The organism is Kitasatospora aureofaciens (assembly GCF_019192735.1).
Classification (GTDB): domain Bacteria; phylum Actinomycetota; class Actinomycetes; order Streptomycetales; family Streptomycetaceae; genus Kitasatospora; species Kitasatospora aureofaciens_A.
Genome location: NZ_JAHTKP010000060.1, coordinates 23,033 through 46,085 on the forward strand (window position 1 = coordinate 23,033; position 23,053 = coordinate 46,085).

Consider the following 23,053-nt stretch of genomic DNA (forward strand, 5'->3'; position numbering starts at 1 on the left):
TGGGGGCATGGCGCCCCAGCAGCAGACCCCGCCCACCGACCCGCTGGCCGGATTCGCCCCGGCCACCCGGGCCTGGTTCACGGGCGCCTTCCCCGCCCCCACCACCGCCCAGTCCGAGGCCTGGCGCGCCATCGGGCAGGGGACCGACGTCCTGGTGGTCGCCCCCACCGGCTCCGGCAAGACGCTCGCCGCCTTCCTCTCCGCCCTCGACCGGCTCAGCAACACCCCGCACCCCGCCGAGCCCAAGCGCCGCTGCCGGGTCCTCTACATCTCGCCGCTCAAGGCCCTCGCCGTGGACGTCGAACGGAACCTGCGCGCTCCGCTGGCCGGTCTGCACCAGGCCGCCGTCCGGCTCGGCCTGCCCGAGCCGGACGTCCAGGTCGCCATCCGCTCCGGCGACACCCCCGCCGCCGACCGCCGGCGCTTCGCCACCCACCCGCCGGACATCCTGATCACCACCCCCGAGTCCCTGTTCCTGCTGCTCACCTCCGCCTCCCGGGAGGCCCTGCGCGGCATCGACACGGTGATCCTCGACGAGGTGCACGCGGTCGCCGGCACCAAGCGCGGCGCCCACCTCGCGCTCAGCCTGGAGCGGCTGGACGAGCTGCTGGACCGCCCGGCCCGCCGGATCGGCCTGTCCGCCACCGTCCGCCCGGTCGAGGAGGTGGCCCGCTTCCTGAGCCCGCAGCGCGGCGCCACCGTCGTCCAGCCCGCCGCCGCCAAGGAGTTCGACCTCTCGGTGGTCGTCCCCGTCCCCGACCTGGACGACCTGCCCGCCGCCCCCGCCACCGGCGGCTCCTCCGACAGCGATCCGCAGCGCCAGGCCTCGATCTGGCCGCACGTCGAGGAGCGGATCGTCGACCTGGTCCAGGCCCACCGCTCGACCATCGTCTTCGCCAACTCCCGCCGCCTCGCCGAGCGCCTGTGCAACCGGCTGAACGAGATCGCCTTCGAGCGCACCACCGGCGCCGCCGCCCCCGAGGCGCACGCCCCCGCCCAGCTGATGGGCGGCTCGGGCGCGGCCAAGGGCGTCCCGCCGGTCATCGCCCGGGCCCACCACGGCTCCGTCTCCAAGGAGCAACGAGCCCTGGTCGAGGAGGAGTTGAAGGCCGGCCGGTTGCCCGCCGTGGTCGCCACCTCCAGCCTGGAGCTGGGCATCGACATGGGCGCCGTCGAGCTGGTCGTCCAGGTCGAGTCCCCGCCCTCGGTCGCCTCCGGCCTCCAGCGGGTCGGCCGGGCCGGTCACCAGGTCGGCGCCGTCTCCACCGGCGTCGTCTTCCCCAAGTACCGGGGGGACCTCGTCCAGTCCGCCGTGGTCACCGAGCGGATGCGGGCCGGCCGGATCGAGGCCCTGCGGATCCCGCGCAACCCGCTGGACGTGCTCGCGCAGCAGCTGGTCGCCATGACGGCGCTGGACACCTGGCCGGTGGACGACCTGCTCGCCGTGGTCCGCCGCGCCGCGCCCTTCGCCACCCTCCCGCAGTCCGCCTTCGACGCGGTGCTCGACATGCTGGCCGGCCGCTACCCCTCGGACGCCTTCGCCGAGCTGCGCCCCCGCCTGGTCTGGGACCGGGTGGCCGGCACCGTCACCGGCCGCCCCGGCGCCCAGCGCCTCGCCGTCACCTCCGGCGGCACCATCCCCGACCGCGGCCTGTTCGGCGTCTTCATCGCCGGCGCAACTGGGTCCGATTCAAAAACGGGCAAGAAGGGCGGCGGCCGGGTCGGAGAGCTCGACGAGGAGATGGTCTACGAGTCCCGCGTGGGCGACGTGTTCACCCTCGGCACCACCTCGTGGCGGATCGAGGAGATCACCCACGACAAGGTGCTCGTCACCCCCGCCCCCGGCATCCCCGGCCGGCTCCCGTTCTGGAAGGGCGACACCCTCGGCCGCCCGCTCGAACTCGGCCGGGCCCTCGGCGCGTTCACCCGTGAGCTGGGCTCGCTCAAGCCCGAGGCCGCCACCGCCCGGCTCCGCGCGGCCGGCCTGGACGACTGGGCCGCCGACAACCTGCTCGACTACCTCGCCGAGCAGCGCACCGCCTGCGGCCACCTCCCGGACGACCGCACCATCGTCGTCGAGCGCTTCCGGGACGAACTCGGCGACTGGCGGATCGTCATCCACTCCCCCTTCGGCGCCCAGGTGCACGCCCCCTGGGCCCTCGCCCTCGGCGCGCGGCTGCGCGAGAAGCACGGCCTCGACCCGCAGGTCATGCACGCCGACGACGGCATCGTGCTCCGCCTCCCCGACGCCGACCTGCTTGCCCCTGACTTCGATATGAGGGGCCCCTCCGAACAGGCGAGTTCGGACGACGCCCCGGTCGGCGCCGACGCCGCCCTGTTCGAGCCCGGCGAGATCGAGCAGCTCGTCACCGACCAGGTCGGCGGCTCCGCCCTGTTCGCCTCCCGCTTCCGCGAGTGCGCCGGCCGCGCCCTGCTGCTCCCGCGCCGCAGCCCCGGCCGCCGCACCCCACTCTGGCAGCAACGCCAGCGCGCCGCCCAGCTGCTCGAAGTCGCCTCCGAGTACGGCTCGTTCCCGATCGTCCTGGAGGCGGTCCGGGAGTGCCTGCAGGACGTCTTCGACGTCCCCGGCCTGGTCGAGCTGATGGGCGACCTGGAATCCCGCGCCGTCCGCCTGGTCGAGGTCACCACCCCCGAACCCTCCCCCTTCGCCCGCTCGCTGCTCTTCGGCTACGTCGCCCAGTTCCTCTACGAGGGCGACTCCCCGCTCGCCGAGCGCCGCGCCGCCGCCCTCTCGCTCGACTCCCGGCTGCTCTCCGAGCTCCTCGGCCAGGCCGAGCTCCGCGAACTGCTCGACCCACAGGTGCTCGCCGAGCTGGAGGCCGAGCTCCAGCGCCGCACCCCCGAGCGCCGGATCAAGGACGCCGAGGGCGTCGCCGACGCGCTGCGCCTGCTCGGCCCGCTCGCCGAGGCCGAACTCACCGCCCGCGGCGCCGAACCGCTCTGGGCCCTGGAGCTGGAGGCCGCCCGCCGGGTGATCCAGGTCCGGATCGCCGGCGAGCAGCGCTGGGCCGCCATCGAGGACGCCGGACGGCTGCGCGACGCCCTCGGCACCCCGCTGCCGGTCGGCGTCCCCGAAGCCTTCACCGAGCCGGTCAAGGACCCGCTGGGCGACCTGCTCGCCCGGCACGCCCGCACCCACGGCCCGTTCACCGCCGCCGAGGCCGCCGCCCACTACGGCCTGGGCACCGCCGTCGTCACCGGCGTCCTGCACCGCCTCACCGCCGCCGGCCGCCTCGTCCAGGGCGAGTTCCGGCCGGTCGAGGGCCACACCGCCACCGTCGAGTGGTGCGACGCCGAGGTCCTGCGCCGACTGCGCCGCCGCTCGCTGGCCGCCCTGCGCCAGGAGGTCGAGCCCGTCCCGCCGCGCGCCCTGGCCGCCTTCCTCCCCCAGTGGCAGCACCTGGCCGGCCACCGGCTGCGCGGCCCGGACGGCCTGCTCCGGGTGGTCGAGCAGCTCCAGGGCACCGCCCTGCCCGCCTCCGCCCTGGAGAAGCTGATCCTCCCGGCCCGGCTCACCGACTACTCCCCCGGCCTGCTGGACGAGCTGATGGCGGCCGGCGAGCTCGGCTGGTGCGGGGCCGGCGCGCTGCCCGGCAAGGACGGCTGGATCAGCCTGCACCTGGCCGAGAACGCCCACCTGCTGCGCCCCGAGCCCGTCCCGCCGGCCGTCACCCCGCTGCACAGCGCCCTGATGGCGGCCCTCACCGGCGGCTACGGCCTGTTCTTCCGCCAGCTGGTCGAACGGCTCCGCGCCGACGGCGACGAGACCCCCGAGCCGGAGATCGTCGAGGCCCTGTGGGACCTCGTCTGGGCCGGCTACGTCAGCAACGACACCCTCGCCCCGCTGCGCGCCCTGCTCGGCTCCGGCCGGACGGCGGGGGCGACCGCCCACCGCGCCCCCCGGGCCACCCCGCGGGGCCGCTACGGCGGCGCCGGCCGCCCCTTCGGCCGGGTCGGCGGCGCCCTGCGCAGCGGCCCGCCGACGGTGGCCGGGCGCTGGTCGCTGCTGCCCGCCTTCGCCGCCGACCCGACGGTCCGGGCCACCGCCCAGGCGCAGAGCCTGCTGGACCGGCACGGCCTGCTGACCCGGGGCACGGTGGCGGCCGAACGGGTGCCGGGCGGCTTCGCCGGGGTGTACCGGGTGCTCGCCGCGATGGAGGAGCGCGGCCGGGCCCGCCGGGGCTACTTCGTCGAGGGCCTGGGCGGCGCCCAGTTCGCCATGGAGGGCGCGGCGGACCGGCTGCGGTCGGTCAGCGGCCGGCTGGAGCGGGCCCGGGCCACCGAGTGGCCGGCCGGCCCGGCCGCCGAGCCGCCGCAGGTGCTGGTGCTGGCCGCCGCCGATCCGGCGAACGCCTACGGCGCCGCCCTGCCCTGGCCCGAGCCCCCGGCGGCCCCCGGCGCCAAGGAGACCAAGGAGGCCAAGAACGCCAAGGCGCACCGCCCCGGCCGCAAGGCGGGCGCCCTGGTGGTGCTGGTGGACGGCGAGCTGGCGCTGTACATCGAGCGTGGCGGCAAGTCCCTGCTGGCCTGGCCGGAGGACGAGGCCACCCGGGCGCTGGCCGCTTCCGCGCTCGCCACCGCCGTCCGGGAGGGCGCGCTAGGCAGCGTCACGGTCGAGCGGGCCAACGGCGAGCCCGCGCTCGGCTCGGCGCTCGGCGCCGTCCTGGAGGAGGCCGGCTTCCACGCCACCCCGCGCGGCCTGCGCCTGCGGCCATAGACGCCGAAGGCCGCGGGGTCAACGCCCCGCGGCCTTCGTACACACCATTCACCCGGTCGAAGGCGGCTGCGCTTCCGCCCGCTCCACGGCCTCGCGCTCGCGTCGGCGGACCGGTCCGGTCGCACTCCGGTCGGCGTGGACCGGGATGAGACCGAGCCCCCAACCGCCGGCCACGAGCAGTCCGAGCACCGCGCCGTCCGCCAGCTGCCCCCGGACCACCAGGAGCCACCAGGCGAGCCCCGCCGACAGGACCACCAGGACCCAGCGGGCCGGCCACGGCACCAGGCGCCGCAGCCGGAGCCGTATTCGGGCCACCGTGCGCACCGTCGCGACTCTCCGCACGACCGCCCTCCTTCGCTCGCCCCGAGACCTTTCCTGCATCGAACAGGTTCCCGGGAGTACGAGGCCGGATCAGGCGGCGACCACGTCCATCGCGGCGGCCTTGGGCGACATGTTCGCCCGGTCGGCGCCGGGGGCGGGCAGCTGTACCGGTTCGAGTACCGGCCTCAGCAGATCACCTTCCGAGAGGGTTGCCATCGCCGCAAGTTCGGCGAGCGACAGTTCGTCGCTGACCTCGCGCATGACCTCGGACATCCGGACGTCGAGTGCGTCGCAGATGGCGGAGAGCAGCTCGGACGAGGCCTCCTTCTGCCCCCGCTCGACCTCGGAGAGGTACCCGAGCGAAACCCTGGCGGCCGCCGACACCTCGCGGAGTGTGCGGCCCTGGCGCTGGCGCTGCCGACGCAGTACATCGCCCAGTAGGCGACGGAGCAGGATCATCGGTGCCTCCCTCCTCGGACTGCGGATCGAGATGTCACGCCCCCACCGTACCGCCTTGCCCGCTTCGCGTGCGGGGACCCTGGTCGTGTTCACTGTGGGCTGCAAGGCTGTCCCCCTCCTCGTTCCGGTGTCGTCCCCGGGTCCGCGGGCCCCTTCTGGTACCCGTCGCGGGCCGCCCGGTCACCGTCACGCAACTCGTTCGCCACCTGGTTCTTGCCCAACCAGGCCCTTGGATGTAACACGATCCTCCAGCCGTGCCATGCCCGCGCGCCACTTCGGCAGATCTCGGTTCGGTGGAGACCCTCTGCGGGCGACGTTCTAGCGGGCCGGAAGCCTGCCGACAAGCAGCTCCAGTGCGGCAGTCACCGCACCGTGACGGATTGTGGCACGCTCCCCGGACAGGCGGGGCGAACTGACCAGAGTTCCGCCCGGACCGGCGACCGCGAGGTGTACCGTGCCCACCGGCTGCCCGTCCTGCGACTCGGGCCCGGCCACCCCGGTCGTCGCGAGCCCGTAGGTCGCCCCCAGCAACCGCCGCACGCCGTCGGCCATCTGCCGCGCCACCACCGGGTGCACCGGCCCGTGGACGGCGAGCAGTCCCTCGTCCACCCCGAGCACCGAGGCCTTCAGCTCGGTCGCGTACGCGGTCACCGAGCCCCGGAAGGTCGCGGACGCCCCGGGGACGTCCACCAGCGCCGCCGCCAGCAGCCCGCCGGTCAGCGACTCGGCGACGGCCACCGTGCTGCCCTCCCCGCGCAGCGCCGCGTGCGCCCGTACCGCCAGCTCGTAGTCGGTCACCCGGTCTCCCCCGTTCCCGTTCACCGGTCCGCGCGCTCCGCGGCCAGTCCCTCGCGGCGCAGGCGTAGCGCCTGCCCGATGTAGTCCAGCGCGGTGCCGACGGTCAGCAGCACCGCCAGGCCCATCAGGACGGCCCGCGCGGTGGCGAGCCAGCCGGTCAGCTCCAGCACGTACATGCCGACCGCGATGCCCTGAGTCAGGGTCTTGAGCTTGCCGCCCCGGCTGGCCGGGATGACGCCGTAGCGGATCACCCAGAAGCGCATCACGGTGATGCCGAGCTCGCGGGCCAGGATCACCGCGGTGACCCACCAGGGCAGGTCGCCCAGTATCGACAGGCCGATCAGCGCCGAGCCCATGATCGCCTTGTCGGCGATCGGGTCGGCGATCTTGCCGAAGTCGGTGACCAGGCCCTTGCGCCGGGCCAGCTCGCCGTCGAACAAGTCGGTGATCATCGCAACGGCGAAGGAGGCCCAGGCCACCGAGCGCCACTTGGGGTCGTGCCCGCCGCCGGCGAACAGCAGCGCCACGAAGACCGGCACCAGCAGGAGCCGGAGCATCGTGAGCATGTTGGCGATGTTCCAGATAGCCGGCGCCGGCGGCCCCTCGGCCGCCGGTCGGTCCGGGTGGGCCGCGGCCGGGGCGCCGGGCCCCTTGGTCATTCCCCGGCTCCCGGGGCCTGGCGGACCCGCACCTGCTCCAGCGCCTCGGCGATCAGGTCGACGCCCTCGCTGGCGACCACCCGAGCCCGGTAGAACCGGCCGATCTCCGGGTTCTCGACGCCGGTGAGGGTGGTCAGGCCGTCCGTCTCCGGGGCCTGGTGGGCGGCCCGGCCCTCGACCACGCCGTCCTCGACGGACTCGATCAGCACCTCGACCTCGGTGCCGATCCGCTGCTCGGCGCGCTGGGCGGTCATCTCCTCGGCGAGCCGGCTGAGCCGGTCCAGCCGCTCGGCGACGACGTCCTCCGGCAGCTTGCCGTCGTAGGTCGCGGCCTCGGTGCCGTCCTCGTCCGAGTAGCCGAAGACGCCGATCGCGTCCAGTCCGGCGTGCGTGACGAAGCGTTCGAGCTCGGCGAAGTCCTCCTCGGTCTCGCCGGGGAAGCCGACGATGAAGTTGGACCGGGCGCCGGCCTGCGGGGCCTTGTCGCGGATGGTCTTCAGCAGCTCCAGGAACTGGTCGGTGGAGCCGAAGCGGCGCATCCGGCGCAGGACGGCGGGCGCCGAGTGCTGGAAGGACAGGTCGAAGTAGGGCACGACGTCCGCGGTGCCGGTCATCGCGTCGATCAGGCCGGGGCGCATCTCGGCGGGCTGCAGGTAGGAGACCCGAACCCGCTCGACGCCGTCGATCGCGGAGATCTCGCCGAGCAGCGTCTCCAGCAGCCGGATGTCGCCGAGGTCCTTGCCGTACGAGGTGTTGTTCTCGCTGACCAGCACGACCTCGCGGACGCCCTGTCCGGCCAGCCACTGGGCCTCGTGCAGCACGTCGGAGGGGCGGCGGGAGATGAACGAGCCGCGGAACGCCGGGATGGCGCAGAAGGAACATCGCCGGTCGCAGCCGGAGGCGAGCTTGACCGAGGCGACCGGGTTGTCGTCCAGCCGCTTGCGCAGGGTGCGCGGGCCGGAGGCGGGCGCGACGCCCTCGGGCAGGTCGGCGATCGGCTCGGCGGGGGTCTCGGCGGCGCCGTGGCCGGGCAGCGCGACGGCCTCGGCGGCGGACTGCCGCTCGGCCGGGCTGATCGGCAGCAGCTTGCGGCGGTCGCGCGGGATGTGCGGGGCGTGGTGGCCGCCGGAGAGGATGGTCTGCAGGCGGTCGGAGATGTCGGCGTAGTCGTCGAAGCCGAGCACGCCGTCCGCCTCGGGCAGCGCGTCGGCGAGTTCCTTGCCGTACCGCTCGGCCATGCAGCCGACGGCGACGACGGCCTGGGTGCGGCCGTGCCCCTTGAGGTCGTTGGCCTCAAGCAGGGCGTCCACGGAGTCCTTCTTGGCGGCCTCGACGAAGCCGCAGGTGTTGACGACGGCGACATCGGCCTCGGCGGCGTCGTCGACGAGCAACCAGCCGTCGGCCTCCAGTCGCCCGGCGAGTTCCTCGGAGTCCACCTCGTTGCGGGCGCATCCGAGCGTGACAAGGGCGACAGTACGGCGTTCAGGCATAGGGCCAAGATTAACGCGCGGTCCCCGGTGCCGTTCGCCCCGGAGGCCGCGCGCCTCGTTCAACCGGATCCTCGCCGGGCCGCCGGGCCCGCCGCACACCCCTGTGGTCAGCCCGCCTGCGGGTCGCCGGGGGTGTACGTGACGTGCACCACCTGGCCGTCCTTGCCGAGCAGGCCGAGGTCCTTGCCGTTGACGTACGCGTGCACGGCCCCGCCGTTGCCGAGCACCAGCTTGATCTGCTTGGGGTCGGTGAAGGTCTGGTCCTGGCCGTTGCCGATGTTGTTCTGGAACAGCGACTTCCCGTTGCCGTCCGTCGCCGAGACCCAGCTGGTGCCGCCCTCGGCGACCAGCTTCACGGTGACTTTGTCGGCCGGGACGGCGGCGATCGCGGCGGCGCTCGACGCGGGGGCCGGCGGCTGCACGGAGGGCGAGGGCTCGGGGGCGACCGAGCCGGTGCCGGAGCCGCTGGGCAGCGGCGCGCTGGCAGAGCCGGTGGTGGTGTGGCCGCCCTTGCCGCTCACCAGGTTGAAGCCGATCAGGGCGACCACCGCGACGATCGCGGCGACCATGGCGACGGTCCAGTTCGGCCGGCTGCGGCCGGGCACCTTGATCGGGCCGCTGTCGATCAGCTGGGTGGGCCGCCTGGAGGCCGGCGAGCCGCCGTGCGCGGCGTCGTAGCGGGCGACCAGCGCCTCGCCGTCCACGCCGACCGCGCGGGCGATCGCGCGGATGTGGCCGCGGGCGTAGAAGTCGCCGCCGCAGCGGCCGAACTCGTCCTCCTCGATCGCATGCACGATCGGCACCCGGACGCGGGTCGCCGTACTCACCTGGTCCACCGTGAGCCCGGCCTCGATCCGGGCGGCGGACAGCACCCGGCCGATGCTCGGGGCATCGGCCGGGTGCACCGCGTCGCTCGGCTCGGCGGACGACGGGGCGTTCTCGCGGTCGGGGGACTTGCCGATGGTCACGGGGCACGCCTTTCGAGCGGATGGCCACCTGCTGGGAACAGTCTAGGGGCGGAGGCGGATCGGTTCTCAAGCAGGACAGGCCCGAATGCGCGCGCCCGCCCCGGTCGGGGCCGGCCCGCGCTGACCGGTCGTCAGCGGGGTCGCGCACGGGGCACGCGGTAATCGCTTTCCGGCCTGTGACGCGGGGTACGGACGTTCGGTTCCATACATCGCGCCTACCCTCCTCCGAACGAGTGACACCTCATTCAGGACACGAGCCGTTCGGGTACGGGCCGTCCGGGGCACGGCCCGTCAGCCCCGCAGGGTGACCAGCACCCCGTCCAGCTCGTCCGGCTTCACCAGCACGTCGCGCGCCTTGGAGCCCTCGCTCGGCCCGACGATCCCGCGCGACTCCATCAGGTCCATCAGCCGGCCCGCCTTGGCGAAGCCGACCCGGAGCTTGCGCTGGAGCATCGAGGTCGAGCCGAACTGGGTGGAGACCACCAGCTCAGCGGCCTGGATCAGCAGGTCGAGGTCGTCGCCGATCTCCTCGTCGATCTCCTTCTTCGGCCCGCCGCCGACCATCACGTCGTCCCGGTAGACGGCGGTCAGCTGGTCCTTGCAGTGCTGCACCACCGCGGCGATCTCCGCCTCGGTGACGAACGCGCCCTGCATGCGGATCGGCTTGCTGGCGCCCATCGGCAGGAAGAGCGCGTCGCCCTTGCCGATCAGCTTCTCCGCCCCGGGCTGGTCCAGGATGACCCGGGAGTCGGCCATCGCGGAGGTCGCGAAGGCCAGCCGGGACGGCACGTTGGCCTTGATCAGACCGGTGACCACGTCCACCGAGGGCCGCTGGGTGGCGAGCACCAGGTGGATGCCGGCCGCACGGGCCAGCTGGGTGATCCGGACCACCGAGTCCTCGACGTCGCGCGGCGCGACCATCATCAGGTCGGCCAGCTCGTCGACGATCACCAGCAGGTACGGGTACGGCGTCAGCTCGCGCTCGCTGCCGAGCGGCGGGGTGACCTTGCCGGCCCGCACGGCCGCGTTGAAGTCGTCCACGTGCCGGAAGCCGAACGCCGCGAGGTCGTCGTAGCGCATGTCCATCTCGCGCACCACCCACTGGAGGGCCTCGGCGGCCTTCTTGGGATTGGTGATGATCGGCGTGACCAGGTGCGGGATGCCCTCGTACGCGGTCAGTTCGACCCGCTTGGGGTCGACCAGCACCATCCGCACCTCGTCCGGGGTGGCCCGGGCGAGGATCGAGGTGATCAGGCAGTTGATGCAGGACGACTTGCCCGCGCCGGTCGCGCCGGCCACCAGGATGTGCGGCATCTTGGCGAGGTTGGCCATCACGGTGTGACCCTCGACGTCCTTGCCCATGCCGACGACCATCGGGTGGGTGTCCTCGGCGGCCGTGCGCGAGCGCAGCAGGTCGCCGAGGTTGACCATCTCGCGGTCCCGGTTGGGGATCTCGATGCCGACCGCGGACTTGCCCGGGATCGGGCTGATGATCCGCACGTCCGCGCTGGCCACCGCGTACGCGATGTTCTTGGCGAGCGCGGTGATCCGCTCCACCTTGACGGCCGGGCCGAGCTCGACCTCGTAGCGGGTGACCGTCGGGCCCCGGGTGAAGCCGGTGACCTTGGCGTCCACCTTGAACTCGGCGAACGTGCCGGTGAGCTGGGCCACCACCTCATCGTTGAGCGCGCTGCGGGCCTTGGCCGGGCCGCCGCGCTCCAGCAGGTCGAGCGAGGGCAGGGCGTAGGTGATGTCGCCGGCGAGCTGGAGCTGCTCCATCCGCACCGGGGCCGCGCCGTGCTCCTCCGGCGCGCCCGGGCTGCCACTGCGGGCCCCCGGGACGGCGGCCTCCTCCGGCGGGGCGGTACGGTCCTGCACCTGGTGCATCATGTTCGCCACCGCGGAGGAGGCGGGCACGCCGTAGACCAGCGCACCGTCCAGATCGGCGGCGGCGCCGGCGGCGAGGTCACGGGTGGCGTACGGGTCGACCGGCTCCTTGTCCAAGGACACCCGGACGGCTTCGGGCTGCTCCTCGTCGTCAGCGTGCTTGCGACGGCGGCGACGGCGGCGGCGGGCGGCCACCTCGTCGCCCGGGTCCTCGCTGTCCACAGTGAACGGCAGGGCCGACGGGTCGGCGTCCTCCGGCGGCTCGGTGGACAGATCGCGCTCCGGCGTACGCCCCTCGCCCAGCTCGTCCTCCGGCCCGGGCTCGACCACGCCGAGCCGCACGCCCGCCGCCCGCAGCCGCTCGGGGATGCGGTTGACCGGGGTGGCGGTGACCACCAGCAGGCCGAAGAAGGCCAGCAGCAGGAGCAGCGGCACGGCCAGCGCCGGGCCCGCGGCGGCCATCATCGGGGTGGACACGGCCCAGCCGATGATGCCGCCGGCCCCCCTTATCCGGGACGCGCCGCTGCCCATCATGGGCGCACCGCAGCCGATGTGGACCAGGCCGAGGGTACCGACCACCAGCGCGCTCAGGCCGATCACGATCCGGCCGTTGGCCTCCGGCAGCTCCGGGTGGCGCCAGAGCCGGATCGCTATCCCGGCCAGCAGGAAGGGCACCAACACATCGAGCCGCCCGAACAGCCCGGAGACGACGGCGGTGGCCGCCTCGCCGAGCCAGCCCTGTGGGCTGAACCAGGTGCCCGCGGCGGTGATCAGGGCGAGCGCGAACAGCACCAGACCCAGCCCGTCCTTGCGGTGGGCCGGGTGGAGGTTCTTGGCGCCGTCGCCGAAGCCCCGGAAGACGGCCGCGATCGGGCTCGCCAGGGCATTGAGGGCGCGCATCAGTACCGACCTGGTCGGAGGCGGCGGTGGCGGGGCCGGCCTGGCCGCCGTCTTCTTCGCGGGGGCCTTGCGGGCTGCCGCCTTCTTCACGGGCGGCTTGCCCGGGGCCTTCGCCGCGGCCTTCTTGGACGGTCCCGGACTCGACTTACGTGCTGCGTTCCCGGGCGTACGAGTGGCCATGGCTCAGCAGCCTACCGGTGCACGCCACCGGCGCACCGAGCCACGGGCCCCCGGAGTGTCGACACACCGTCACGCTGACCCGGTTTCACCCGGGCGCCCCGGATCTTCACCCGGACGGGCGAGGGCGCGGTGGCGGTTTACGCCGTTCCCGGGCGCAGCGCGTCCAGGGCCCTGCGCAGCCCGGCGAGCTTGCGCTCCAGGTGCGCCGCGGTGGCGGCCACCCCGGCGTCCGCGCTGCCGTCCAGCTGCTTGCCCAGCGCCTCCGCCTGCTCCTCGACCGCCGCCAGCCGGGCGGACAGCTCGCCGAGCAGCGCCCCGCCGAGGGCCGGCTCGCCGCCGCCCGCCTCCAGTTCCAGCCGCAGCAGCGCGGCCTGCTCCTTCAGCTGGCAGTTCTTCACGTACAGGTCGACGAAGACGGAGACCTTGGCGCGCAGCACCCACGGGTCGAAGGGCTTGGAGATGTAGTCGACGGCCCCGGCCGCGTAGCCGCGGAAGGTGTGGTGCGGGCCGTGGTTGATCGCGGTGAGGAAGATGATCGGGATGTCCCGGGTGCGCTCGCGGCGCTTGATGTGGGCGGCCGTCTCGAAGCCGTCCATCCCGGGCATCTGGACGTCCAGCAGGATCACCGCGAAGTCGTCGGTCAGCAGCGCCTTGAGCGCCTCCTCGCCGGACGCGGCGCGCACCAGCGTCTGATCGAGCGCCGACAGGATCGCCTCCAGTGCCAGCAGGTTCTCCGGCCGGTCGTCGACCAGGAGGATCTTCGCCTTCTGCATCTGGGCCCGCCCTCCTGTCGCCTGCCTGCCCGGTGATGGCACTCGCGTACTGCCCACCGCTACCCCGGTCATGCTAGCCGCACCCCCTCGCCCGGCACATCGCTCCGTCGCGAACCGGTTCGGAGCGGCACGCAGGCAGTGCTCCGGCGCACGCTCAGCAGCGTGTCGTCATCCGGTCACTGTTCGCAACGATCGGTGACCCTACCGGGTTCCCGGCCCTCCCCGCCAGCAAACCGGCCCCCCGACCGGCGCGCACCCCGGAGCCCGGCCCGGGTGCGCGCCCCTGGCCTCAGGCGCGATCCGGCCTCAGCCACTCGTGCATCACCGACAGCAGGTGGTCGGTCTCCACCGGCTTGGTGATGTGGTCGGTGGCACCGGCCGCCAGGGACTTCTCGCGGTCGCCCTTCATCGCCTTGGCGGTCAGCGCGATGATCGGCAGGCCGGCGAACTGGGGCATCCGGCGGATCGCCTCGGTGGTCGCGTAGCCGTCCATCTCCGGCATCATGATGTCCATCAGGACCAGCGCGACGTGCTCGTGCTGCTCCAGCATCTCGATGCCCTCGCGGCCGTTCTCGGCGTACAGGACGGTCAGGCCGTGCTGTTCCAGGACGCTGGTGAGGGCGAACACGTTGCGGACGTCGTCGTCCACGATCAGCACCTGCTGGCCGTCGAACCGGGCGTCGGTACGCCCGGGGCGCAGCGGCACCGGCTCCGCGAGGCGGCCCTCGGCGGGCGCCTCCAGGGCGGCGGTGCGCCGGCGTTCCACCGCGCCGCGGCGGCGCTCCTCGGCGAGTTCGCGGACCTCCTGGGCCCAGTGGTCGGCCGGGTTCTCGCCGACCGGGACGGGCACGCCCACCGGGGTCACGCCGACCGAGGCACGCAGCGTCGGGGTGTTCGACCCCGTCTGGCGGTCGGCGGGGCGCTCGGCGGAGCCGGCGTCCGGGGCCTCGGTGCGCAGCGGCAGGTAGAGGGTGAAGGTGGAGCCCTTGCCGAGCTCGCTCTCGGCGTGAATCTCGCCACCGAGCAGCCGGGCGATCTCCCGGCTGATGGACAGGCCGAGGCCGGTGCCGCCGTACTTGCGGCTGGTGGTGCCGTCGGCCTGCTTGAAAGCCTCGAAGATCTCCCGCAGCTTGTTGCCGGGGATGCCGATACCGGTGTCGGAGACGGCGAAGGCGATCAGCCGGTCGTCCGGGTCCTTGATCGCGCCGGACTCCAGCAGCTGCTCGCGCACGTGCTGCGGCACGTCCGGTCCGCCCGGGCTGATCGAGAAGTCGACGGCGCCCGCGTCGGTGAACTTGACCGCGTTGGAGATCAGGTTGCGCAGCACCTGCTGGAGCCGCTGCTCGTCGGTGTGCAGGGTGACCGGCAGGGCCGGCGAGACCCGGACGGCGAAGTCCAGGTTCTTGTCCAGCGCGACCGGCTGGAAGGTGGCCTCGACGTAGTCGACCAGCTGGACCAGGGCGATCCGGGCCGGGCGGACGTCCATCTTGCCGGCCTCGACCTTGGAGAGGTCGAGGATGTCGTTGATCAGCTGGAGCAGGTCGGAGCCGGCGCCGTGGATGGTGTCGGCGAACTCGACCTGCTTGGGCGAGAGGTTGCCCTCGTTGTTGTCGGAGAGCAGCTTGGCCAGGATCAGCAGCGAGTTGAGCGGGGTGCGCAGCTCGTGCGACATGTTGGCGAGGAACTCGCTCTTGTAGCGGGAGGCCAGGGCGAGCTGTTCGGCGCGCTCCTCCAGGACCTGCCGGGCCTCCTCGATCTCGCTGTTCTTGATCTCGATGTCGCGGTTCTGCTGGGCGAGTTGCTCGGCCTTCTCCTGCAACTCCTCGTTGGTGCGCTCCAGTTCCTCCTGGCGCGCCTCCAACTCGGCCGATCGCATCGAGAGTTCGGCGGTGAGCCGCTGGGACTCCAGCAGCAGGCCCTCGGTCTTGGTGTTGACGCTGATGGTGTTGACGGTGACCCCGATCAGGTCGGCGATCTGGTTGAGGAAGTCCAGGGCGACGGTGGTGAAGGAGCTGAAGGTGGCCAGCTCGATGACGCCCAGCAGCCGGCCCTCGAACAGCACCGGCAGCACCACGATGTGGGCCGGCGAGGCCTCCCCGAGGCCCGAGGCGATCTTGAGGTACCCGGGCGGCGCCTCCTTGAGGATGATCGCCCGCTTCTCCACCGCGGCCTGGCCGATCAGCGACTCGCCGGGCCGGAAGGTGGTCGGCATCGCGCGCCGCTGGTAGCCGTAGCTGCCGATCAGGCGCAGCACGGTGTCGTTCTCGTCGTCGTCCTCGGTGATCAGTTCGGCGGTGCGGCCGGCCGGCTGGGCGAGGAAGAACGCGCCGTGCTGGGCGGAGACCACCGGGGTCAGCTCGGTCATGATCAGCGAGGCGACGGCCTCCAGGTCCCGGCGGCCCTGGAGCAGGCCGGAGATCCGGGCCAGGTTGGTCTTGAGCCAGTCCTGCTCCTGGTTGGTGCGGGTGGTCTCGCGCAGGTTGGCGATCATCTGGTTGATGTTGTCCTTGAGCTCGTCGAGCTCTCCCGCCGCGTCCACGTCGATCCGCAGGCTCAGGTCGCCCCTGGTCACCGCGGTGGCGACCTGGGCGATCGCGCGCACCTGCCGGGTCAGGTTGTTGGCCAGCTCGTTCACCGACTCGGTGAGGTCCTGCCAGGTGCCGTCCACGCCGGGCACCCGGGCCTGGCCGCCGAGGCGTCCGTCGGTGCCCACCTCGCGGGCGACGCGGGTGACCTCGTCGGCGAAGGCGGACAGCTGGTCGACCATGGTGTTGATGCTGGTCTTGAGTTCCAGGATCTCACCGCGCGCGTCGACGTCGATCTTCTGCGACAGGTCACCGCGGGCCACCGCCGTGATCACCAGCGCGATGTTGCGCACCTGGCCGGTGAGGTTGTTGGCCATCAGGTTGACGTTGTCGGTCAGGTCCTTCCAGATGCCGGCCACGCCCGGCACGCTCGCCTGGCCGCCCAGCGTGCCGTCGGTGCCTACCTCGCGGGCCACCCTGGTGACCTCCACCGCGAAGGAGGAGAGCTGGTCGACCATGGTGTTCAGGGTGCCGGCGAGCGCCGCGACCTCGCCCTGCGCCTCGATGGTGATCTTCTTGGAGAGGTCGCCGCGGGCCACCGCGCTGGCGACCTCGGCGATGTTGCGCACCTGGCCGGTCAGGTTGGACGCCATGAAGTTGACGTTGTCGGTCAGGTCCTTCCAGATGCCCGACACCCCGCGCACCCGGGCCTGGCCGCCGAGGATGCCCTCGGTGCCCACCTCGCGGGCGACGCGGGTGACCTCGTCGGCGAACGCCGACAGCTGGTCGACCATGGTGTTGACGGTGGTCACCAGCTCCAGGATCTCGCCCCGGGCGTCGACGGTGATCTTCTTCGAGACGTCGCCGCGGGCGACCGCGGTGGTCACCTCGGCGATGTTGCGGACCTGGCTGGTCAGGTTGTTGGCCATCAGGTTGACGGAGTTGGTCAGGTCCTTCCAGGTGCCGGACACCCCCGGCACGCTCGCCTGGCCGCCGAGGATGCCCTCGGTGCCGACGTCCCGGGCGACCCTGGTCACCTCGTCCGCGAAGGCGCCCAGCTGGTCCACCATCGTGTTGATGGTGTTCTTCAGCTCCAGGATCTCCCCGCGCGCGTCCACCTGGATCTTCTGCGACAGGTCGCCCTTGGCGACCGCGGTCGTCACCTGGGCGATGTTCCGCACCTGATCGGTGAGGTTGTTCGCCATGAAGTTGACGTTGTCGGTCAGATCGCGCCACACCCCGGCCGCGCCGGGCACCTGCGCCTGACCGCCCAGGCGCCCCTCGGTGCCCACCTGGCGGGCCACCCGGGTCACCTGCTCGGCGAAGCCGGACAGCTGGTCCACCATCGTGTTGATGGTGTTCTTCAGCTCCAGCATCTCGCCGCGCGCGTCCACCTCGATCTTCTGCGAGAGGTCCCCGCGCGCCACCGCGGTGGTCACCTGGGCGATGTTGCGGACCTGGCCGGTCAGGTTGTCGGCCATGAAGTTCACCGAGTCGGTCAGGTCCCGCCAGACCCCGGCCACGCCCGGCACCTGCGCCTGACCGCCGAGCCGGCCCTCGGTGCCGACGTCCCGGGCGACCCTGGTGACCTGCGCGGCGAAGCCGTTGAGCTGGTCCACCATCGTGTTGACGGTGTTCTTCAGCTCCAGCATCTCGCCGGCCACCTCGACGGTGACCTTGCGGGACAGGTCGCCCTTCGCCACCGCGGTGGTCACCTGGGCGATGTTGCGCACCTGCGCGGTCAGCCGCCCGGCCATGGTGTTGACCGAGTCCGCCAGGTCCTTCCAACTCCCGGACACACTGCGGACCTTGGCCTGCCCGCCGAGCTTGCCCTCGGTGCCGACCTCGCGGGCCACCCGGGTCACCTCGTCGGTGAACTCCGAGAGCTGGTCCACCAGTCCGTTGACGGTCCGCCCGATCTTCAGGTACTCGCCGCGCAGCGGGTGGCTCACCCCGTTGCTGTGCAGCGACCGCAGCTCCATCTTCTGGTCCAGGTCGCCCTCGGCGATCGAGGTCAGCACCCGGCCCACCTCGGCCATCGGACGGGCCAGATCGTCGATCAGCGCATTGCAGTTGTCGACCGCCGCCATCCAGGCACCCTCGCCCGCGCCGGTCTCCAGCCGCTCGTTCAACCGGCCCTCGCGGCCGACCGCCCGCCGGACCCGGGCCAGTTCACCGGTCAGGTGCTGGTTGCGCTCGGCAACCTCGTTGAACACCGCGGCGATCTCCGCCAGCGGCCCGTCGCCCGGAACCGTCAGCCGGCGCCGGAAGTTGCCGTCGCGCATCGCCGTCAGCGCCGACAGCAGCTTGCGCAGCTCGGCCGGCTCCGCGCCGCGGCTGTGGTTCGCTCGCCGGCCGGCCGCGTTCCGCGGCGCGGCCCCGGAGCGACCGCCGCGCTGAGCGGGCGGCGTCGTACCGGTTGCGTCCTTGGTGGCCGAACTCAACGGGCCCCTCCCACGTCGTGAACTGTCCGGTGACCGTCCGTGCCCCATCGGGCCCGGGCCAGGGCACCGGCCCGGCTGGGCTGCGCACCGGCCGCCCCTCTCGGCACACCGGCACCCGCATCGACCGTACTGCTCCGACCGGCCGTCGCGGACCCCCCAGTCTGGCAGCAACGGCGCCGGGTATACGGCCGGTTGCACACGGTTGTTACCGCCTCTCCAGAAACAGGTGGGCAGAATCACCCTCTGGTGCCTGTTTCGACGCCCCGCCCCCACGGGGAACCAAGCGGAAAGTAGGGTGGAGCGCTGCACCGGGCCACGACCCGACCCAGCGCCGACGCTCACCCCGCCGGCGCGCACGGGGAGTCGGCGAAGCACCCCGGGACAACCAGCCGGAGCAACAGAGGAGACGTGGCAACGTGGTCACCGCGCGCGCAGCCGCCACCTTCGACCCCGACGGCCGGTCGGCGGCCGCCGCCCGCAGCTTCGTCCGGGACGCGCTGCTCGGCTGGGGCCTGCCCGAGGTCGTCGACGACGCCGTCGTCCTGGTCAGCGAACTGGTCACCAACGCCGTCGTACACGCCGGCACCGCCGCCGAGGTCTGCTGCCTGCGCGAGGAGGAGACCGTCCGGATCGAGGTCACCGACCACCACCCCGAACGCGGCCTGCCCGCCTTCACCGACGGACCCGTCACCGCCTCCGACCGCTACGCCGACCCGGACGGCGAGGGCGGCCGCGGCCTGCTGATGTGCTCCGCGCTGGCCGAGCGCTGGGGCGTCGAGTACGCGGCCGGCCGCAAGACCGTCTGGTTCCGGCTCGCCCTTCCCGTCCCGGTCGCCGGGACCCGCTACGCCGTCCCCGCCACCCCCGGCAGCGACCTGCCCAGCGGCCCCGGCCCGGTGCACGTCGCCGTCGTCCAGCTCGACGACGACGGCCGCGTCCTCGCCTGGAACCCCGACGCCGAGGCGCTCTTCCGGCACCCCGCCGACGCCGTCCTCGGCCGCCCCTGGGCCGACCTCGCCGTCTGGCCCGACGCCCCCGCCCGCGGGCTCGGCCTCGCCGAGACGCTGCGGCTGGCCCGCTGGGAGGGCGGCTTCGCCGTCCGCCGCGCCGACGGCCGCACGGTCGAGGTGTACGGCGTCCAGGTCCGCGTCCGCGACACCGAGGGCGTACCCTCCACGCTCTGCCTGCTCGTCCTCGAACCCGACCGCGCGGTGCTCCGCTCCCCGGCCCGCGCCCTGCCCGGCGAGCGCCCCGACCAGACCGGCCCCCGGCTCGACCTGCTGGCCGGCCCGGTCGCCACCGACGACCTCGACACCCTCCTCCAGCGCACCGTCGACCGGGCCCGCGACCTGCTCGACGCCGACGCCGCGTACCTGCTGCTCACCACCGACGACGAGAACGAGTTCGAGGTCCGCGCCGCCACCGGCCTCACCACCGGGCACCGCCGGCACGCCCGCTTCCCGGTCGAGAGCGGCAACCGCTACGACTCCGCCCGGCTGCCCTCCGTCCACGAGGACCTGACCGCCCGTCCGACCGGACTGCCCCTGCTCGACGGCAGCGGCATGCGCTCGCTGGTCACCGTCCCGCTCAAGGTCGAGGGCCGGCTGATCGGCTCGCTCGGCATCGCCACCGCCGCCCCCGGCCGCTACGACAACGAGGACGCGCTGCGCCTGCAGTTCGCCGCCGACCGGGTGGCCCTCGCCGTCGAGAGCACCCGCCTCACCGAGCTCGAACGGCTGCGCAGAGGCTCGCTCTCCTTCCTCGTCGAGGCCTCCGACCTGCTCGCCGGCACCCTCGAACACGAGCAGACCCTCGCGCTGATGGCCCAGATGGCCGTCCCCACCCTCGCCTCCTGGTGCGCCGTCTACACCAAGGGCGACCACGGCGCCGCGCCCCGCCTCGCCTTCGTCCTGCACGAGGACGAGGACCGGATCGACCCGCTGCGCGACCTGCTCGGCAAGACCCCCGCCCCGGAGGCCGGCCCGGCCCACAGCGCCCGCTTCTGGCCCGCGCCCGCCGAGACCGCCGCCGCCGGCGGGCTCACCGACGGCCCCGAACTCTCCGGCCTGCTCGGCGAGACGGTCGTCCTGCCACTCACCGCCCGCAACCGCGTCATCGGCCTGCTCGCCCTCGGCACCCCGGCCGGCGTCCGGTTCCGGCAGGAGATCCTCGAACTCGCCGAGGACCTGTCCCGCCGGGCCGCCCTCGCCCTCGACAACTCCCGCCTCTACTCCGAGCGCACGGCCACCAGCCAGGCCCTCCAGCGCAGCCTGCTCCCGCCGGACCTGCCCGAGATCCCGGGTGTCGAGGTGGACGTCTACTACCAGGCCGCCGGCGAGGGCAACGAGGTCGGGGGCGACTTCTACGACCTGTTCACCATCCGCGAGGGCACCTACGGCTTCGCCATCGGCGACGTCTGCGGCACCGGCCCCGAGGCCGCCTCCGTCACCGGCCTCGCCCGGCACTCGCTCCGGCTGCTCGCTCGCGAGGGCCTGGACGCCCCGCAGGTCCTCAGCCGGCTCAACGCGGCCATCCTGGACGAGGGTTCACGCAGCCGCTTCCTCACCCTGCTCTACGGCGAGCTGACGCCCCGACCGGACGGCAGCACCGAACTGTCCCTGGTCTGCGCCGGCCACCCGCTGCCGCTGCGGCTGCGCACCGACGGCCAGGTGGACCGCGCCGCCACCCCGCAGCCGCTGCTCGGCGTCATGGACGACCTCGACCTCACCGCCGAACACCTCGTGCTCGCCCCCGGCGAGGTCCTGCTCTGCGTCACCGACGGCGTGACCGAACGCCGCGAGGGCCGACGGATGTTGGGCGACGACGGCCTCGCCGAGGTCCTCACCGGCTGCACCGGCCTGACCGCCGGAGCCGTCGCGATGCGCGTGCAGCGCGCCGTCGAACGCTTCGCCCCGGAACCGCCGTCCGACGACATGGCCATCCTGACCCTGCGGGTGCCCGCCCAGCGCACCGCCTGAGCAGATCTGCCACGCCGGGCCCGGCCCGGTGGCCGCTCGTGAGCATTCCACAGCTGACAACGCCACAAATTGTGCGATTCACAAGGGTACAAGCGACTCCGGCCGGGTACACCGATCTCGCCGGGGAATCCCCCGGAAGGGGACGTGACCAGTGGCTCTCCCGCTGGCCCATCACTTCTGACCGCAGCCCGCGCACGCCTCAGCCGTGCGCCCTCGGCGCGGTCGCACGCATCCACCCCATCGGACCACTCCACTGCGTTGACTGCGCCCTGCGCGCGCCCAGAGTGAAAGGAGCCTCCGGTGAGCAACGAAGCTACCGGGGCAACGAACGCCCGTTCCACCGGAGCCGACGCGGGTAACCTCGGCTACCTCGCACTCGGCCTCACACTGCTCGCCTACGGCCTGCTCTCCACCGGCATCCTCAAGGGCACCGGGGTCGGGGACGCCGCACATCTCGCCCACGTCCTCGGCGGAATCACCCTGTTCGTCGCGGGCCTCTGGCAGCTCCGCGGCGGAGAGGGCTTCACCGGCACCGCCTTCACCAGCCTCGGCGCCTTCTGGGCGACCTGGTCGGTGGCCGGCGGTGCGAGCAAGAACGCCGCCGGGCTGTTCCTGCTGCTGTGGGCCCTGCTCGCCCTCACCCTCACTGCGGCCAGCTGGGGCGCCGGGCTGTTCAGTCGGGCCGTCTACGGCCTGCTGACGCTGTCACTGCTCCTGTCCGCCATCGCCGCGTTCGGCAGCCACACCAGTCTCGCCAAGGTCGCCGGCTGGGTGGCGGCGGTCTCCGGGCTCATCGCCTGGTACTGGGCCACCTCCAGGCTGAGCAACGGCAAGTGGGGGCGGATCGCCCTGCCGGTCAAGTGACCTGCTTCGACTGATCCTTCGCATCCTGGCGGGGCCGGGCCTTCTCCGCGTCGACCGTGTCGACGGAGGAGATCCGGCCTCGCCGCCGTGCCACCAGCGCCAGGACGGTGTACGCGAAGAACAGGATCGCGACGGCGACGATGCCATCCGCCCAGAAGTGGTTCGCGGTCACCACGACCACCGCGACCGTCAGCACCGGGTGCAGCAGCATCACCCACCGGAACGGGCTCGGCGACACCCGGATCACCGCGACCGCCGCCAGCACACACCAGGCGACGTGCACCGACGGCATCGCCGACAGCTGGTCCGCCACCACCACACCGCCGACCGCGCCCCCGTACACCGACTGCCCGTACTCCGCGGCCACGTCGACGAACCCGTTCTGCGGCAGCATCCGGGGCGGCGCCACCGGAATGAACTGGACGAGCAGACAGATCGCGGTCGTGATCACCACCGTGTTGCGCACCCATGCATAGCGCTCGCGGTGCCGCAGGAAGACCCAGAGCAGCACGGCCAGCATCACGGCGAAGTGCATGACCGCGTAGTAGTAGTTCGACAGCCTCACCAGCACCGGATACGGCGTGATGGCCGCCTGCCAGGATGCCTCGTCCGGCAACCCGATCGCCAGCTCGGTCCGATGGATCCAGCTCGCCCGGTCCAGCGCGTGGTCCGCACTCATCACCGACAGATGGCCCACCAGCTGCCAGAGTGCGAACAGCGCCAACAGCGTGCCGGCCTCGCGCAACAACGCCGACAGCGACGGCTTCCGAACCCGGGCGGCCACGTACGCACCGCCGTAGAGAGCGACCGCGGTGCCCCCGGCGGACTGCCAGGTAAGAGTCAGGTTCTGCAAAGCGGATCGTGCCTCTCCACCGAGCTGCGGTTCGTGTTGGCAGAGGGTAACGCAAAAAGACCCCCTCCCGAATGGGAGGGGGTCTTTTTGGAATGATTGTTCGGCGGCGTCCTACTCTCCCACAGGGTCCCCCCTGCAGTACCATCGGCGCTGTGAGGCTTAGCTTCCGGGTTCGGAATGTAACCGGGCGTTTCCCTCACGCTATGACCACCGAAA

Annotated in this window: 13 protein-coding genes and 1 rRNA gene; 3 read left to right on the top strand and 11 right to left on the bottom strand. The window is 72.9% G+C overall.

What is annotated here, in order from left to right; all coding sequences use genetic code 11:
- Window positions 1-7: 7 nt before the first annotated feature.
- Entirely contained in the window at window positions 8-4,738 is a 4,731-nt protein-coding gene (locus KV557_RS34185) for an ATP-dependent helicase (RefSeq protein ID WP_218205464.1), read from the top strand.
- Between the two features lie 48 nt (window positions 4,739-4,786).
- Here KV557_RS34185 and KV557_RS34190 read toward each other — a convergent pair whose 3' ends face one another.
- The 9 genes from KV557_RS34190 to KV557_RS34230 all read right to left on the bottom strand — a co-directional run bounded on the left by KV557_RS34190 (window position 4,787) and on the right by KV557_RS34230 (window position 17,983).
- A complete protein-coding gene (locus KV557_RS34190) occupies window positions 4,787-5,080 on the bottom strand; it encodes a hypothetical protein (RefSeq protein WP_218205465.1) in 294 nt (97 codons plus the stop codon).
- Window positions 5,081-5,149: 69 nt separating this feature from the next.
- A complete protein-coding gene (locus KV557_RS34195) occupies window positions 5,150-5,518 on the bottom strand; it encodes a helix-turn-helix domain-containing protein (RefSeq protein ID WP_218205466.1) in 369 nt (122 codons plus the stop codon).
- Between the two features lie 318 nt (window positions 5,519-5,836).
- On the bottom strand, window positions 5,837-6,301 hold the full coding sequence (locus tag KV557_RS34200; RefSeq protein WP_218205481.1) for a CinA family protein: 465 nt from the start codon (window positions 6,299-6,301) through the stop codon (window positions 5,837-5,839).
- 35 nt (window positions 6,302-6,336) lie between these two features.
- Window positions 6,337-6,975 (bottom strand): CDP-diacylglycerol--glycerol-3-phosphate 3-phosphatidyltransferase, encoded by a 639-nt coding sequence (gene pgsA, locus KV557_RS34205; protein ID WP_218205467.1) that lies wholly within the window; start codon window positions 6,973-6,975, stop codon window positions 6,337-6,339.
- Complete coding sequence (gene rimO / locus KV557_RS34210) at window positions 6,972-8,465, bottom strand: 30S ribosomal protein S12 methylthiotransferase RimO (RefSeq protein ID WP_218205468.1); 1,494 nt, start codon at window positions 8,463-8,465, stop codon at window positions 6,972-6,974. Before rimO ends, pgsA begins: the two co-directional genes overlap by 4 nt.
- 107 nt (window positions 8,466-8,572) lie before the next feature.
- A complete protein-coding gene (locus tag KV557_RS34215) occupies window positions 8,573-9,433 on the bottom strand; it encodes a helix-turn-helix domain-containing protein (RefSeq protein WP_218205469.1) in 861 nt (286 codons plus the stop codon).
- A 291-nt stretch (window positions 9,434-9,724) separates the two neighbouring features.
- Window positions 9,725-12,400 carry a DNA translocase FtsK gene (locus tag KV557_RS34220; protein ID WP_218205470.1) on the bottom strand — a complete coding sequence of 892 codons (2,676 nt, stop codon included), beginning with the start codon at window positions 12,398-12,400 and terminating at the stop codon, window positions 9,725-9,727.
- A 137-nt stretch (window positions 12,401-12,537) separates the two neighbouring features.
- Window positions 12,538-13,173, bottom strand: a complete 636-nt coding sequence (locus tag KV557_RS34225; protein ID WP_218205471.1) for a response regulator — start codon at window positions 13,171-13,173, stop codon at window positions 12,538-12,540.
- 289 nt (window positions 13,174-13,462) lie between these two features.
- Complete coding sequence (locus KV557_RS34230) at window positions 13,463-17,983, bottom strand: HAMP domain-containing protein (protein WP_374106711.1); 4,521 nt, start codon at window positions 17,981-17,983, stop codon at window positions 13,463-13,465.
- Between the two features lie 575 nt (window positions 17,984-18,558).
- Here KV557_RS34230 and KV557_RS34235 point away from each other — a divergent pair.
- Window positions 18,559-21,120, top strand: coding sequence for a SpoIIE family protein phosphatase (locus KV557_RS34235; RefSeq protein ID WP_218205473.1), 2,562 nt, complete (start codon window positions 18,559-18,561; stop codon window positions 21,118-21,120).
- A gap of 300 nt (window positions 21,121-21,420) precedes the next feature.
- Window positions 21,421-21,984, top strand: coding sequence for an acetate uptake transporter (locus KV557_RS34240; RefSeq protein WP_218205474.1), 564 nt, complete (start codon window positions 21,421-21,423; stop codon window positions 21,982-21,984).
- On the opposite strand, the gene KV557_RS34245 is transcribed toward KV557_RS34240, so the two are convergent.
- Complete coding sequence (locus KV557_RS34245; protein ID WP_218205475.1) at window positions 21,977-22,837, bottom strand: phosphatase PAP2 family protein; 861 nt, start codon at window positions 22,835-22,837, stop codon at window positions 21,977-21,979. The two genes, KV557_RS34240 and KV557_RS34245, sit on opposite strands and share 8 nt — an antisense overlap.
- 98 nt (window positions 22,838-22,935) lie before the next feature.
- Window positions 22,936-23,052 (bottom strand): 5S ribosomal RNA (gene rrf / locus KV557_RS34250).
- Window position 23,053 lies beyond the last annotated feature (1 nt).